Raw genomic sequence first — 15,489 nt, 5'->3', positions numbered from 1 at the left:
ACCAGGACAGTCGTCCAAAGCCACATCTACAATACCTTTTAAATCTATAGATTTTTTTCCTCTAAAAGATCCATCAGAAGTAATTACAATTTTACAGTCAGAGTCATTAATTCTTGTTGCTAAAGCATTAGAAGAAAAACCTGCAAAAACAACAGAGTGTATAGCTCCTATTCTTGCACAAGCCAATAGAGATACCGCTAACTCCGGAATCATAGGCAAATAAATACAAACACGATCTCCTTTTTTAACTCCATTTTCTTTAAGCACATTTGCCATTTTACACACACGTTTATGTAGCTCATAATAGGTTATGTGTTGTGCCTCTTCATTAGGGTTGTTAGGCTCAAAAAGAATAGCTGTTTTTTCACCTCTAGTTGTTAAGTGCCTGTCTATACAATTCTCTGTAATATTAAGCTTCGCATTTTCAAACCATTTTACCTCTGGCTTAGAGAAATCCCAGCTTAAAACATTATCCCACTTTTTCCTCCATAAAAAATGCTCTTCTGCAATTTCTTCCCAAAAGGCTTCTGGGTTACGTACAGATTTTCGGTATACCTGAAAATATTCCTCTAAATGTTTAATGTGATAATTACTCATGTGCTATTTGTTTTGTGCTTGTGATTACTAATAACTAGTAAAACTCTAATAAAACAACAGTTTACATTTTAGATGTTACAGTACATCAACATAAAAACACATATTTAATAAATTTGCTAAATATGTATTATTATGCACCTAAAAACTGTGTTTTACAGAATAATTTCCTATAAAATTAATTGAATTATTAAATATAGGAAAATCTAGAAAAGTATCAATTTAAATAAGACAAAAAAATTATAGTAATATTCAATAAACTTGAGTGATTTAAAAATAGTCCCATAAGTGATAGGAGACTATACAAAAAAAGAGCTGTATTAATACAGCTCTTTATAATTTAGAACAACAATGTTGCACCTTCGGTTTTCTGCATGAAAGTAATCTATACAATAGACACCATTTACACATTTGTTTAGCACATGATCTTCTCCATAACCAATAGTGTATAATATATTTTTAGAAGGAACACCATTACTTAATAAGTAATTTTTAATATTATCTGCCCTACCTTGAGACACTCTAAAGTTAGATGAAGAACCTCCTTTACTATCTGTATGCGATTCTATTTGAAGATTAAACTCTGGAAACTTTTTAATTATTTTTATTGCTTTATCTAATTCTGCAATAATACCTGGAGTTAGTTTAGTGCTTTTGGTTTTAAACTCAAACTTACTTAGTTTAAGCATTGTTTTGCCTTCTTTTTCTACAACAAAATCATCTGCAAAATCTAAATAAATTGGTGTTTCCTTTTTATTTTTTAAATCATCTGCTGTATAAAATTGTCTAAATAAAGAGTACTTTTTTTTAGATGCTATAACTGTAATTTTTGTTTGCCAAGGTAACTCTATTTCATAAGATCCGTCATCTGCAGACTCTAGCTCTTTTATAACTTTATTATTTTGATCTAACACCTTTATAGACACATTAGCAACCCTAACATTATTTAAAGCATTTAATGTTTTTCCTTGTAAGACAATGGTATTTAACTTAGGCTTTTCTGCTACTTTAAAACCATAAATATCATCTTTACCCTTACCACCTTCTCTGTTAGAAGAGAAATACCCTTCTAAACCACCAGTATTATCATTTTTAACAATAAAGCCAAAATCATCTTTAACAGAATTAATACCTTCTCCTAAATTAATTGGCACGCCAGCGCTACCATCTGCTTTTAAGTTAGACTTGTAAATATCCATACCTCCATAACCATAAAACACATCGGAAGAAAAATACAATCCGTTTTCAAAAACAAAAGGCGAAATTTCGTTTCCGGGAGTATTTACTCTTGGTCCCAGGTTAATTGGTGCAGACATAATTTGTCCGTTACTGGTGTTAACATAGTAAATATCTGTACCACCATAGCTACTATCCTCAAAATTAGCAGCAAAGTATAAACGTTGAGAGGCTGCATCGTAAAAAGGATAGTAAAAACTAGTACTTAAATGTTTAAGCACGTAGTTAAAGTTTTTATTGCGATCTACTCTTGCTATAGAAAGTGCATTTTTCCCTTTTTCATCATATAACATTTCGCCATCTTTTTCATTAGACAACACGTAAAATAGCTTTTCTAATTCTGATGAGTAATATGGTGTTGCTTCATGAAAATTAGCTTTTGGTATACCATCAAATGGTTTTACATTAGTAATATCGCCATCTGCCTCAATTTCACTTTCGTATATATCTAAATATATGGTTTCTTGCTTTTTCTTTTTCTTAACTAAGGTTAGAGCCCTATCACTAGTAAATAATAATTTTTCTTTGTAAAACGATGGAGAAAAATCTGCAGCTATACTGTTTGCTTTTACATTAAAAACATTGTAATTAGGTATCACAACATCTTCTTTATTTTCTATATCAAAATTAAACTTTGCATTTTCTGCCCAAGAAGCTTCTTTTAAAATAGTATCATTTTCTAAATACTTATTCATTTCATCCTTACCAGATATAGCGTATAAGCTACGTAGCATTTTATTGTAATGAAATGGAGATACAATAGCATCACTCTCCAATATTAACTTGTACGTATCCCAAGATTTCTGAAACTGTTTTGTATTAAAATATGCCTCTGCATAGTTTAAAAACTGCTGTGTAGTAAGTACAGTCTCTTTACTCTCTTTTTCATATTCTTTAACTGCTTGCTCGTATTTATACTGAAAAAAATAACGATCTCCGGCTGATTTTAAATTTTGAGCACAAACAGATAGTACAACTAAATTTAAAAGTAAAAAGCTAAGTTTAAATTTCATATTGTTTGTATTAAAAGAATCTTGGTGTATCTATTTGTTTGGGTTTTTTATTGTCTTTTGAGCGCTTACTTCTTTTTGTTCCTCCTGATCTACCCAAATAAAACTTTAAAATAACCTCATGAGAACCATCATTATAGTTCTTAAATGCGTTTGTAGAATAGTCATACGAATAACCTACATACATAGAATTAGAGACTTGAAAACCAGCCAAACCACTTATAGCATTATCAAACCTATACGATGCTCCAACAGTAACTAAATCACTAATTAAAAAATTAGTAGATAAGTTTACGTTTAAAGGAGACTCATTAATATAATTTATTAAAAATGCTGGCTTAAATTTTAATCCATCACTTAAATCAAACACAAGGCCACCTATAAAATTAACTTGAGTTTTATCTTCTTCAATAACAGCAACCTCATCATTATACAACGTACTGGTTAATATATTAGGTACAGAAAGACCTAAATACCAATTGTCGGCATATACAAATGTACCTGCTCCTATAATTGGGTAAAACTCATTATACTGTGTATCTTGTAATGCAGGTTCGTTCTGAAACTCAAAATCTCCTTTTGTAAAATCGATATCTAAAATTGAAGCCCCTGCATTTATACCAAAAGACCATTTTACATAGTCTGATAGTTTTACTTGGTAAGAGTAAGAGATGTTTATTAAAGACTGACTCATTGGCCCTAACTTGTCTGAGTATGCATTAAAACCTAATCCTGTTTTTTCATTAGAAAAAGGTATGTTTGCCCCTATACGTATGGTTGTAGGTGAGCCAGGAACTCCTACCCATTGCGTTCTGTATAAACTCATTATTTCTGGGTCTTCTACACTTCCTACATAAGCAGGATTAAAACTTCCAATGTTATACATATACTGTGTATACTGCGGTTCTTTTTGTGCAAAGACGTTAGCGCTAACAAAAAACAACATAAGTATACCTAAGTACTTATACATCTGCGTGGATTTTTTCATTTGTTTTTGTATCATCTTATGATTTGAATCCATCCTTTTTTAACTTCTGAACCATCTGCCAAGTCTAACACATAAAAATATGTACCATTTGGCAAATCTCCTTTTTTCCAAGTACCATCCCAATTGTTTTGGTAATTAGTAGCACTGTATACTTCACTACCCAACCTATTAAATATAACAAGTGTATTACCTGTATAGTTTTCTATACAATTTATGCGTAAAAAATCGTTTACACCATCTGCATTTGGAGAAAACTGATTAAATAAAAATCCGCATTCATCATTACTTCTTGGTTCTACAGTAACAATTATAGATGCTGTATTATTTTCTACATTGGCAATATCCAAAGGAAAAGAATCCGTTATTTCTACCGTATTTTCGTGTGTACCATCTTCTAGCACCATAGCTGTTATTTCTAACACCTGTTCTTCATTACCTAGTATTTCATTTAGCGTCCAAATACCAGTAGCAACATCATAATTACCTGCTGTGGTTGTATGTGAAACGTATGTAAAACCCATTGCATTTTCTATACGGTCTGTAACACTTATATCTGTTACCAAACCATCGGTCTCGTTGGTAAGTGTTATTGTAAAAACAACAATATCGCCAACAGTTGTGGTTGTTTTATCTACCGATTTAGAAACAGACATATCAATCTGTTTAATACCAACAGTAACCGAGCTTTGATTATTAGCAGTAGCTAAATCTACAGGGTTACTACTTGTTATTTCTGCGGTGTTAATATGCGAACCTCCGTCTACAACAGTTGCTGTAATTTGTATTGATGTACTTTCACCAGCTGCTAACTCTGGTATTGTCCAAATACCTGTTGCACTGTCAAAAGTCCCTAGTTGTGCTACATCAGAAACATAACTAAAACCAGTAGTTGCATTTAAAACATCTGTAATTTCTATAGCTGTAACTGCATCACCAGTTAGGTTTTCTACAGTAATTGTAAAAGTTACATCTTCACCTGTAAAAACCTCATCTTTATCTACCGTTTTTACAACAGATAAATCTGTGTCTGTAGGCGCGCAATCTACTACTGTAACCGTTATTGTAGTTGTTTCTGCTTCACAAGGAGCAACAAAACCAGTAGTTGTATATGTAAACTGATATTCTCCTAGTGGCTGGTTTGCAAAATCTACACTATTAACATCTATTGTAATTGAACTAGATGCTGGCTGAGAAACTAACGTCCATTCCCCTGCATCTTCGTCTGTTAATTGATCGTCTAAATTTACTACAGTTACTCTGCCATTACCTGGTAGAGAACACGCAGTAGTGTTTGTACCTGTACCAGAAGATGGTTGGTCATTTATTGTTGCTACAACCTCTACCCTTGCAGACGTACAACCATTTGCTGTTGCCTCTACGTAATAAGATGTTGTAGTTGCCAATATTGGTGTATCAAAATTTAATCCTGTATGTACTAATGTTCCTCCAGTAGGCGCATCATACCACAATAAAGAACCATCTGTAGTTGTGCCTGATAATGTTACTACACCTTCTCCACACCTAGATGCAGAAGTACCAGTAACAGTTGGACTATTATTTTGAACTATTGTTATTTTTAAAGGTGGACTAACACAGTTATTAGCCTCGTCTAAATAAAACCCGTAAAACTCTCCCGAAAATCCAATTACAGAACTATCATAATAAGATGAGTCATCTAACAAATCATCACTACTACTCCAAGTTAGTACTGTACCCGCAGGTGTTACACTAGATACATAATCATTTAAGTCTTTAGTAAAGCTATCACAAAAGGTAGTTTCTTCACCAGTTCTTAACTCTGGTGCATTAGGAGTTGTAGCACAAACAGGCTCATTATCTATAATTGCTATTCTATCAGAACCCGCTAAAGGGTTTATATCATAGTTTGCATTTTCAGATATGGTAATAATTACACTTTCATCTCCTTCAATTAAAGTATCATCTACTATACCTTCAATATCTAAACTAACACTCCTACTAGGAACAGGAATTAAAATAGAACCTCCTACAGTGTTGTAATCCACTCCGTTTGTTGCTGTTCCAGAAACAGTATAATTAACCCGTAAACTAGTGCGTATATTCCCTGTTCTAGAAATTCTAAAACTTCCTGATACAGAACCAGTCTCCGCCGCATTAGCATCTGCCTGAACTGAAACCTGTTGCGCTGATGCTAAAAAACCAAAACACAAAAATAGTACTAGAAAGCAATATGCTTTGTGTTTTTTTATAATACGGAAACTGTCTAATTGTTTAATTTTCATTTTCTTTTATAGATAGTGTTACTCAACTATAATTTATAACAGATAGACTACAATATTAACCAAAATGCCATTTGTCGATAAACAAAATCGACAAAGAACATATTTCACCTCTCAGTAACAGTTATTACCAATAACTTTACTTTTTTATATATGAGGTATTTAGGCTAATTCTGCCGATGTAGTTTCTGATGCTCTATTAATTTTTTTCACCAATCCTTGTAAAACTTTACCTGGACCAACCTCTGTAAATAAAGTTGCACCATCTGCAACCATATTTTGCACACTTTGTGTCCATTTTACAGGAGCTGTTAATTGAGATATTAAATTCTTTTTTATTTCTTCTGCATCTTTTACCGCTGTAGTAGGTACATTTTGGTAAATTGGACAACTTGGCTCGCTAAACGTAGTGTTTTCTATTGCAGCAGCTAATTCTTCTCTTGCTGGTTCCATTAATGGCGAATGAAATGCGCCACCAACTGGCAATAACAATGCTCTTCTTGCTCCGGCTTCTTTTAATTTTTCACAAGCTGTGTTTATAGCTTCTACTTCTCCAGAAATAACTAACTGTCCTGGACAATTATAATTTGCAGCAACAACAACACCATCAATTTCTTCACAAACTTTTTCTACAACATTGTCTTCTAAACCTAAAACAGCTGCCATTGTACTAGATTGCATTTCACAAGCCTTTTGCATAGCTAATGCTCTCTGAGAAACTAATTTTAATCCGTCTTCAAAAGTTAACGTACCATTTGCAACTAAAGCAGAAAATTCTCCTAATGAATGCCCAGCTACCATATCTGGTTTAAAAGCATCACCCATAACTTTACTCATAATTACAGAGTGTAAGTAAATTGCAGGTTGTGTTACTTTTGTTTGTTTTAGGTCTTCTGGTGTACCTTCAAACATAATGTCTGTAATACGAAAACCTAATATATCGTTTGCTTTTTCAAATAATTCTTGCGCCAAAGGATACTTTTCGTAAAGGTCTAAACCCATTCCTACAAACTGTGCTCCTTGACCAGGAAATATATATGCATTCATTTTTTTTGTTTTTAAGTTGATTGACAAAAATAAGTAAACTTATGTAGAACGCATATTGCTTTTACCAAAGTTTATTCCTTGTCTTTAAACCAACTAGAATAAGTTACGTAATTATTAGCTATACGGTTCACTTCGCCCTCACTTAATTCTACGCTTATATCCTTAATTTTCTTTGCTGGCATACCTGCAAATACCGTTCCAGAAGGTATATGAGTCCCTTTTGTAACTACTGCACCAGCAGCAATAATACTGTTACTTTCTACAATACAATCATCCATTACAATACTACCCATACCTATTAAAACATTATCTTTAATAGTACAACCGTGTACAATGGCATTATGCCCAATAGAAACGTTATTACCTATAGTAGTTGGACTTTTTTTATAGGTACAATGTATAACAGCGCCATCTTGCACATTAACTTTATTACCCATTTTTATAAAATGTACATCTCCACGTAGCACAGCATTGTACCAAACACTGCACTGGCTACCCATTACTACGTCGCCAACAATTGTTGCATTTTCTGCAATAAAACAATCTTCTCCAATTTGTGGTGCTTTTCCGTTTACTTCTTTAAGTATCATAGCGCAATTATGTATTTAAAATTTATTCAAAATAAGATAAAAGTTCTTTCTTTTTAGATGCAGAAACTAACAATTCTTTACCATTATGTAACACCACACTACCGCCTTTTCCTTTTTTGTATTTAGCTATTGAGTTTACATTTACAAGGTAAGATTTATGTATACGTGCAAACGGAAAATCTGCCATTGCCTCTTCAAAATATTTTAGTGTTTTGCTCACTAATATCTTTTTATTCTCCAGGTAAATTTCAGTATAATTATCATCAGCCTTGCAAAAAAGAATATCAGCAACATTTAAAACCTGAAAACCATCTTGTTGTGGCAGTGTTATTTTACCGTCTATTTTATTTGTTTTTGGTTGTAAAATTTGGTCTTCTAAAGCATTTTCCTTGCTTCTAATTTCACCTACATATTCTACTGCCTTTATTAATTCGTCAATATTAATGGGTTTCATTAAATAATATGCGGCGTGGCTATTTAAAGCATCCATAGCATATTGGTTATATGCGGTAACAAAAACGGTTTCAAAAGTTCTGTTTGGCACTTGGTCTAACAAATCAAAAGCATTACCAAATGGCATTTCTACATCTAAAAAAATTAAGTCTGGCTGGTGTTTTTTAATTAACTCTAAACCTTCTTTTATGGATGCTGCCTCTCCTAACAAATGTACTGTTGGGCAATACTTAGTTAAATAGTTGGTTAAAATTTCCCTGCTATTAGCCTCGTCTTCTACTATAATTGCGTTTAACTTCATTCTATCTTATTTTAAAATAACCACCTATTATTAGTCCTTTTTTAAAGTTAACAACACTTTTGTACCAGAACCATCACTATTTAAATCTTGTATGTTAACATCTACTTTGTCTTTATACATACTATTTAAAATTGAGACTCTTTTTTTTATATTCCCCATACCTTTAGAACGCTGTTTTTTTTGGTTTTGCGTTTTTAACTCGGCACTCTTTTTTCTGCCTATACCATTATCTTCAATAGTAATTTCTATTGTTTCTTTATTTTTTTGTTTTAGGTTGATATTTAAAAAACCCAACTCGTCTTTATAGCGCAATCCGTGCCAAATAGCATTTTCTATATAAGGCTGAAGCAGCATTGGTGGAATTTGAAAAGCTGCTACATCTATATTTGGATCTGTTGTTATGGTGTAATTAAATTTATCAGGAAAACGAGAGTGCTCTAACTTCACATACAACTCTAACAACTCTAACTCTTTTGTTAACGGTATAAAATCTTCCTCAGAGTTTTCTAAAACGGCACGCATTAAGGTTGAAAATTCACTTAAAAAACGGTTGGCACTACGCTCATCACTCTTAGATATATAATTATTTACAGAGTTTAACGCATTAAAAATAAAATGCGGATTCATCTGTGATCTAAGCGATTTTAATGCTAATAAATTATTTGCTAATTTTTGCTGTCTGTTACTTCTGTAAAAGAAAAAAGCAGCAATACCAAAAAGAAACATACCTAAAACTAAAGCATAAATTAAAATCTTTTGCTTTATAGATGTTGTGGTATACAAATCTTGCTTAGTCCGCGCTAAACTAGATTTACTCTCGTACAACTCTTTATCTTTTTCTAAACCTGTAATACGATTTTGTTTTTCTGCAATTTGTTTACTTAAACGTTCTGCCCTAGAAATTTCTTGTTCTTTACGTGCATATAAAGTATCTGCCACAGCAGCATATTTTTTATAGGTTTCTAAAGCTTTAGAGTAGTCTCCTTTATCATCATAAACCTCAGACAGTTTACGTGTAGCATCTTTTTGCACCACCAAATCATCTTCACTAGCAGCTTCAGAAATACTTTCTTCTAAGTACGGAATGGCCTCGTCTAACTTATCCTGTACAATTAAATTGTTTGCTATTTTGTAATTTATACGCTGTCTTGTTATTGGTGCCTCTACTTCTTTAGTAACAGCATTTCTTTTTATTGCCTTCTTTTTAGATGAGCTTTCTAGCAGTTCTATATCTTCCAAACTTTGCTGGCGCAATTTCATTTCCTCATTATACAAGCTATTTTTATTATAGAAATCTGCAGCTCTATCATTTACTTCTAAAGCACGTTGTGGAGCCTCTGTTTTTGCAGACTTTAAAGAATTTTCAAAGTAACCTACAGCTTCTTCAGTTTGGTTTGCATCACCGTAAGCTTCTGCTATTTTGGTGTTTAAATCTGTGATTTTAGGTTTTACAAGTTCTTTTTTAGCTAAATCTAACCCTTTAGTGTAATTAGCTACTGCTTTGCTTGTATTTTTTAGTCCTTTATAGGCGTCACCCAAACCTTCATACAAGACTATTTTTTTATAGGTTGATAACTTTGCACTTCCATCTATCTTTAAAAATAGCACTTCAGCTTTTTTATACTCTTTATTTAAAAGGTAAGCATTGGCTAACAATAACTGAGACTCACCTGTAGTACTATACGTTAAAGACTCCTTGTAATTATCAACAGCAAGGTCATACTGTTTATGATACTGGTATATTTCACCTAATAAGGCGTAAGATGCCGCACGCTCTTTGTTATTACCTCTTTTTCCTAATTGTTCTAAAGAAACTCTAATATAATCTATACTCTTACCAATGTCTATTTTTTTAAACTGCTTAGCAGAATCTAAATACATTTTATGTAATGCACTTTTGCTTAATTGCACATCTTCATCTAAGCCTTCTACTAAAACATCTACATCTTCATCATCCTTAATACGGTATTCTACTGTTTCAAACTCTAAACTCTTAAACAACAAATAATCTCCAACTTCTGCTTTTATGCGATATGCACCAAAAGTATCTGTATATACTATTGCTCCGCTAGTAGCAGAAACCTCTACACCAGAAATAGGATTTCTATTTTCTTTAGTTTTAACAGTGCCTTTAATCGTAAATTGTTTTCCTGTATTAACTTGAGAAAAAGCAATTACTGATACAAACAATAAGTATAGTAGTATGTATTTTTTTAACTTCATTTTTACAATTAGATATGGTAAACTTAGTTGTTTTATCTGACTCTAAAAAATGCTAAAACGCAGCTTTTACAACAAAAACAATTGTTTTAGACAGCCTTACAAAGTCTAATGGTTTGTTTGCTCACCCAAAATGCCTGTTCCCTCATTCCTTGTTTTTTATAGGAAACATTAAAAATACTTTTACCCTGTAACAAATAAAAAATACGCAAAATGAAAAACGTAAAACAAATAGCAGGTATAGCATTACTAACCTTATGTATAGGAACTACAATTAGCTGTAACGCTAATACAAAACCAAAAAAAGAAATAACTTTAGCTACACAAGCTTTAGTGGACACTAAAAAACCAGAAAAAAACGTGGTTAAAGTGGCGTTATTATTAGACACTAGTAACAGTATGGACGGTTTAATAAACCAAGCAAAAGCACAACTTTGGGATATTGTAAACAAATTTAGCTATGTAAAATGTGGTAATGAGGTTAGACCAGAATTACAAATTGCCTTGTACGAGTACGGTAATAGTACTATTGAAAAACAAGATGGTTACATTAGGCAAGTAATAAACTTTAGCAACGATTTAGATGAAATATCTGAAAAACTATTTTCTTTAACTACAAATGGTGGAGATGAATATTGTGGTGAGGCTATTAGCACATCTATTAAAAATTTAGATTGGGGTACAAATCCAGATAATCTTAAAATGATTTTTATTGCAGGTAACGAGCCTTTTAATCAAGGTAAATTAGACTATAAAGATGCTACATCTGATGCTAAAGAAAAAGGTATTGTTGTAAATACCATTTTTTGTGGAGACTACAACCAAGGTGCAAATAGTCATTGGAAAAACGGCGCACAATTAACAGGTGGCGAGTACATTGCTATCAACCATAATAAAAAAGTAATACACATAGATACTCCTTATGACGATGTAATCATCACTCTAAATAAAAAATTAAACAAAACATATGTTTCTTACGGTAGCTTAGGGAGTTCTAAAATGGCATTACAATCTGTACAAGATGATAAAGCTGCAGAAATGGAAGAAGCTGTTATGGTAAAAAGAGCAGTAAGTAAAAGCTCTAGATTATACAATAATGCCTCTTGGGATTTAGTTGATGCGTCTAAAAACAAAAATTTTAGTGTATCTAAGATTGATAAAAAACAACTACCTAAAGAGTTACAAAACAAATCTACAAAAGAGATTGAAGCTTTTATTGAAACAAAGGAAAAGCAAAGAAAAAGCATACAGCAACAAATTAAAGAAGCAAATACAAAACGTGAAGCTTATATTGCTAAAAACCAAAAAGAAGGCTCTAAAGGTGAGTTAGAAAATGCAATGATTTCTGCTATTGTAAAACAAGGAAAAAGTAAAAACTATACGTGGGATAAATAATTTTTATTAAAAAATAAGAAAGCCTGTGATTTTACAATCACAGGCTTTCTTATATCTATTTATTTATCTTAATAATTTACAGCAGGACATTTACAGTCAAACCTCTTTTCAGATACTTGTCCAAAATTATACCCTAAAGTTAATTGATGAAAACCACCATTATCAAACCTAATATCTCCCATTTGGTAAGAATAATTATAAGACACTAAAAAGTTTTTATAGTTAACACCAACAATAGGCGTAATTAATTGCAATCTTTGTTCTTTAGTACTTCCGCTAGTATTTTGGTATAAAGCGCCATCAAAACTACGTCTGTAAGACAAGCCACCCCAAAGCGTACCAAAATCTAAACTACGGTAAACTTTTGCGTTCATATCTATGGTTTTTTCATTGGTAAAATCTGTCATTTGTAACATTACAGAAGGCTCTAATTGCCAATCTCCTTTACCAAAAACATAACCTGCAGACAATACATATCTTCTTAAATTATCTACAACAGTTGCATTAGGGTCATCTGCCCTATCTTTATAATATACATTACGTTTACTATTTAAAACATTTAAAATAGTAGCGTGTGCATAAAACTCCATATAATTATATGACGCTCCTAAATCCATATTATAGTATGATGAGCTAATGTTTCCACCAGTAATAATTGGATCTGGAGTAACAGAATTAAACTCGCTCTCATCTAAATTACTTTGCATTATACCTGCACTAATACCAAAAGAAAGCTGATTTAAATTTCTTAAATCTCTAGAAAAACGTAAATGATGTGCGTACGTTAGTTTTACACCTGTTTGTGAGTGGTAACCATTAGCATCATTAAAAATAATAGCTCCTACTCCACTTTTTTCATTTAATCTAAAATGTGCATTTATTGTTTGTAAGTTTGGTGCCTCTTCAACATCAAACCATTGTTTTCTTATAGTAGCTCTTATTTTACCTCCTTCGCCAATACCCGCCATAGATGGGTGTACTAAGTAGTAGTTATCCGACAAATAATCAAAATAGACAGGAATCCCTTCTTGCGCTGTTAGACTAGAAATACCAAGTAACAGGAAAGAAAACAAGGCTAAAAATAAGTTTTTCATAAATTAAGGGCTATAAGTCCAAAAGTATTAAATTTATATTAAAACGTTTACATACACTATATTATTATATATGGTATGAGTGAATTTGTTTGTACTTTTGTAAAAATTATTTTTTTAAGATGAAAGAGCATAATATTACCATATATACAACAACAAATCCAGCTATATTAAAGTTTGAAACTAATCACTTTATAACTAAAAATAATAGCTACGAATATAAAAATATTGATGATGCTAAAAATTCTCCTTTAGCGCAGCAATTATTTTACTTACCATTTATAAAAACTGTTTATATCTCTGGTAACTTTATAGCATTAGAACGTTTTGATATTGTTGCTTGGGATGATGTTAGAGATGAAGTAGCCCAGCAATTGGTAGAATATTTAAATAGTGGCGAAGTTATTGTTCACGAACAAGAAGACCCACAAAGTGTACCTGCAACAGTTTATGCAGAAAATACACCTAACCCAGCAGCTATGCGTTTTGTTGCTAATAAATTAATTGTACCAACAATTTTTGAATTTAAAAATAAAGAAGAAGCAAAAGATTCTGAGTTAGCTACAGAGTTATTTAAATTTCCGTTTGTAAAAGAAGTTTTTTTAGATGAAAATTATGTTTCTGTTACTAAGACTGAAGATGCAGATTGGAATGAGATTACATTAGAAGTTAGAGAAAGTATACAAGCATTCTTAACAGAAGGAAAAGAGGTTGTATCTGCCAATAGTATAAGCAAGCAAAAACAAGAAGCGCCTGCTACACAATTACAAGATGAGAACTTAGACGACACCTCTAAACAAATTATTGACATTTTAGAAGAATATATAAAACCTGCTGTTGCTAGTGATGGTGGTAACATTATGTTTAAGTCTTACAATGAGACTACAAAAACCGTAAACGTTGTATTACAAGGTGCTTGTAGTGGTTGCCCGTCTTCAACTTTTACTCTTAAAAGCGGTATAGAGAATACACTTAAAAACTTAATGGGAGACAAAATAAATGAAGTTGTTGCTTTAAACGGCTAATAATCAGTTTTAAATGTAAAATAATTTTGCTATTTTTATAGAAATCTAAACACATTAATTATGGCAATTTTAAAAGTTATTGAAGTATTATCAAACTCTGACAAGAGTTGGGAAGATGCAACCAAAAAAGCAGTTGTACAAGCATCAAAATCTGTAAAAAACATTAAATCTGTTTATGTACAAGACCAAAGTGCAATTGTTAAAGACGGTGAAGTAACAGAATTTAGAGTAAACCTTAAAATTACTTTTGAAGTAAAATAATTTTTACCTATTCAAATAATACAATTAAATAGCGCCTTTTTGGGCGCTATTTTTTATTTTATATGGTATTCAGAATATTAACTATAAGTCACTTTTTTTAACCTCAAATAATTAATAACCAAATAAGCCATTAGAGCCGCTATGCAGTCTTAAATTAACAACTGCATACCCTAGCATAAAAGTCTTAAAAAGCATTATAAATAGACTTTACAAACAACATAGAGGTACAGCTCTTTAAAATCATAATTTGATTTTTAATATAATGTTAAAGCCCATTTAGAAGAGTATTTTTTTTCTTTGCTTTGTATAAACAAAAAGAGAAAATGAAGATGAGTATATTAACAGATTACGAAGAATACGCAGAGAAATTTATAGCCAAGTTCTGGGAGTTTCTCCCTAACTTAATAGTAGCAGCAATTATTTTAATAGTGGGTTTATGGGTTACAAAATTCATTAACCGTATGGTAGCAAAATTCTTTGCGGTTAAGGATTATGACCCAACGTTAGAATCGTTTTTGCAAAGCTTTATTAAAATTGCCTTAAAAGTAGTTTTATTTGTATTAGTCATAACTCAGCTTGGTGTACAATCATCATCATTGGTAGCAGTTATTGGTGCTGCTGGTTTAGCAATAGGTTTAGCACTGCAAGGTTCTTTAGCTAATTTTGCTGGTGGTGTTTTAATTCTACTTTTTAAACCTTTTAAATTAGGCGACTTTATCACGGCACAAGGAGTAGATGGTACAGTTAAAGAAATATCAATATTTACAACAAAGCTAACTACTTTTGGTAATCAAGTTGCCATTATACCAAACGGACAGTTATCTAACAACAACATTGTAAACTACAATATAGAAAGCACAAGAAGAGATAAAATTACAGTAGGTATTGGATATAGTTCTAATATTAAGCTTGCAAAAGAAATTTTATTGCAAATATGTAGCGAAAGACAAGACATACTTAAAGAACCAATGCCAGAGGTATATGTTGCAGAGCTTGCAGATAGTTCTGTTAATTTATCTT

General features: G+C 31.9%; 13 protein-coding genes. 4 read left to right on the top strand and 9 right to left on the bottom strand.

Annotation, left to right across the window (positions count from 1 at the left end):
* The 8 genes from ABJD66_RS04665 to ABJD66_RS04630 form a co-directional block, all read right to left on the bottom strand.
* On the bottom strand, positions 1-597 hold a 597-nt coding region (locus ABJD66_RS04665; protein ID WP_348128739.1), incomplete at its 3' end, for an AMP-binding protein.
* 317 nt (positions 598-914) lie between these two features.
* Complete coding sequence (locus ABJD66_RS04660; protein WP_348128736.1) at positions 915-2,843, bottom strand: OmpA family protein; 1,929 nt, start codon at positions 2,841-2,843, stop codon at positions 915-917.
* Between the two features lie 10 nt (positions 2,844-2,853).
* Positions 2,854-3,828 (bottom strand): type IX secretion system membrane protein PorP/SprF, encoded by a 975-nt coding sequence (locus ABJD66_RS04655; protein WP_232732581.1) that lies wholly within the window; start codon positions 3,826-3,828, stop codon positions 2,854-2,856.
* Positions 3,829-3,839: 11 nt separating this feature from the next.
* Positions 3,840-6,089, bottom strand: a complete 2,250-nt coding sequence (locus tag ABJD66_RS04650) for a gliding motility-associated C-terminal domain-containing protein (protein WP_348128732.1) — start codon at positions 6,087-6,089, stop codon at positions 3,840-3,842.
* Between the two features lie 159 nt (positions 6,090-6,248).
* Positions 6,249-7,133 carry an ACP S-malonyltransferase gene (fabD, locus tag ABJD66_RS04645; protein ID WP_100893856.1) on the bottom strand — a complete coding sequence of 295 codons (885 nt, stop codon included), beginning with the start codon at positions 7,131-7,133 and terminating at the stop codon, positions 6,249-6,251.
* Positions 7,134-7,204: 71 nt separating this feature from the next.
* Positions 7,205-7,723, bottom strand: coding sequence for a gamma carbonic anhydrase family protein (locus tag ABJD66_RS04640; RefSeq protein WP_100893857.1), 519 nt, complete (start codon positions 7,721-7,723; stop codon positions 7,205-7,207).
* Between the two features lie 22 nt (positions 7,724-7,745).
* A complete protein-coding gene (locus ABJD66_RS04635) occupies positions 7,746-8,477 on the bottom strand; it encodes a LytTR family DNA-binding domain-containing protein (protein ID WP_348128728.1) in 732 nt (243 codons plus the stop codon).
* A 30-nt stretch (positions 8,478-8,507) separates the two neighbouring features.
* Positions 8,508-10,700, bottom strand: a complete 2,193-nt coding sequence (locus ABJD66_RS04630) for a histidine kinase (protein ID WP_348128726.1) — start codon at positions 10,698-10,700, stop codon at positions 8,508-8,510.
* A gap of 210 nt (positions 10,701-10,910) precedes the next feature.
* On the opposite strand from ABJD66_RS04630, the gene ABJD66_RS04625 reads away from it, so the two are divergent.
* Positions 10,911-12,092, top strand: coding sequence for a vWA domain-containing protein (locus ABJD66_RS04625; RefSeq protein WP_348128723.1), 1,182 nt, complete (start codon positions 10,911-10,913; stop codon positions 12,090-12,092).
* Positions 12,093-12,160: 68 nt separating this feature from the next.
* Here the strand turns inward: ABJD66_RS04625 and ABJD66_RS04620 are convergent, their stop codons facing one another.
* Positions 12,161-13,186, bottom strand: a complete 1,026-nt coding sequence (locus ABJD66_RS04620) for a type IX secretion system membrane protein PorP/SprF (protein ID WP_100893861.1) — start codon at positions 13,184-13,186, stop codon at positions 12,161-12,163.
* Positions 13,187-13,305: 119 nt separating this feature from the next.
* On the opposite strand from ABJD66_RS04620, the gene ABJD66_RS04615 reads away from it, so the two are divergent.
* The 3 genes from ABJD66_RS04615 to ABJD66_RS04605 form a co-directional block, all read left to right on the top strand.
* Entirely contained in the window at positions 13,306-14,208 is a 903-nt protein-coding gene (locus ABJD66_RS04615) for a NifU family protein (protein ID WP_303540629.1), read from the top strand.
* Between the two features lie 60 nt (positions 14,209-14,268).
* Positions 14,269-14,469: a dodecin family protein gene (locus tag ABJD66_RS04610; RefSeq protein WP_100893863.1), complete on the top strand. Its 201-nt coding sequence runs from the start codon at positions 14,269-14,271 to the stop codon at positions 14,467-14,469.
* A gap of 329 nt (positions 14,470-14,798) precedes the next feature.
* A partial coding sequence (locus tag ABJD66_RS04605; RefSeq protein ID WP_348128742.1) for a mechanosensitive ion channel domain-containing protein occupies positions 14,799-15,489 on the top strand: 691 nt, incomplete at its 3' end.

It is taken from the genome of Cellulophaga sp., from assembly GCF_039943695.1.
Lineage (GTDB): Bacteria > Bacteroidota > Bacteroidia > Flavobacteriales > Flavobacteriaceae > Cellulophaga.
Note: the sequence above shows the minus strand (reverse complement) of the source record. Positions and strands in the feature narration are given on the sequence as shown.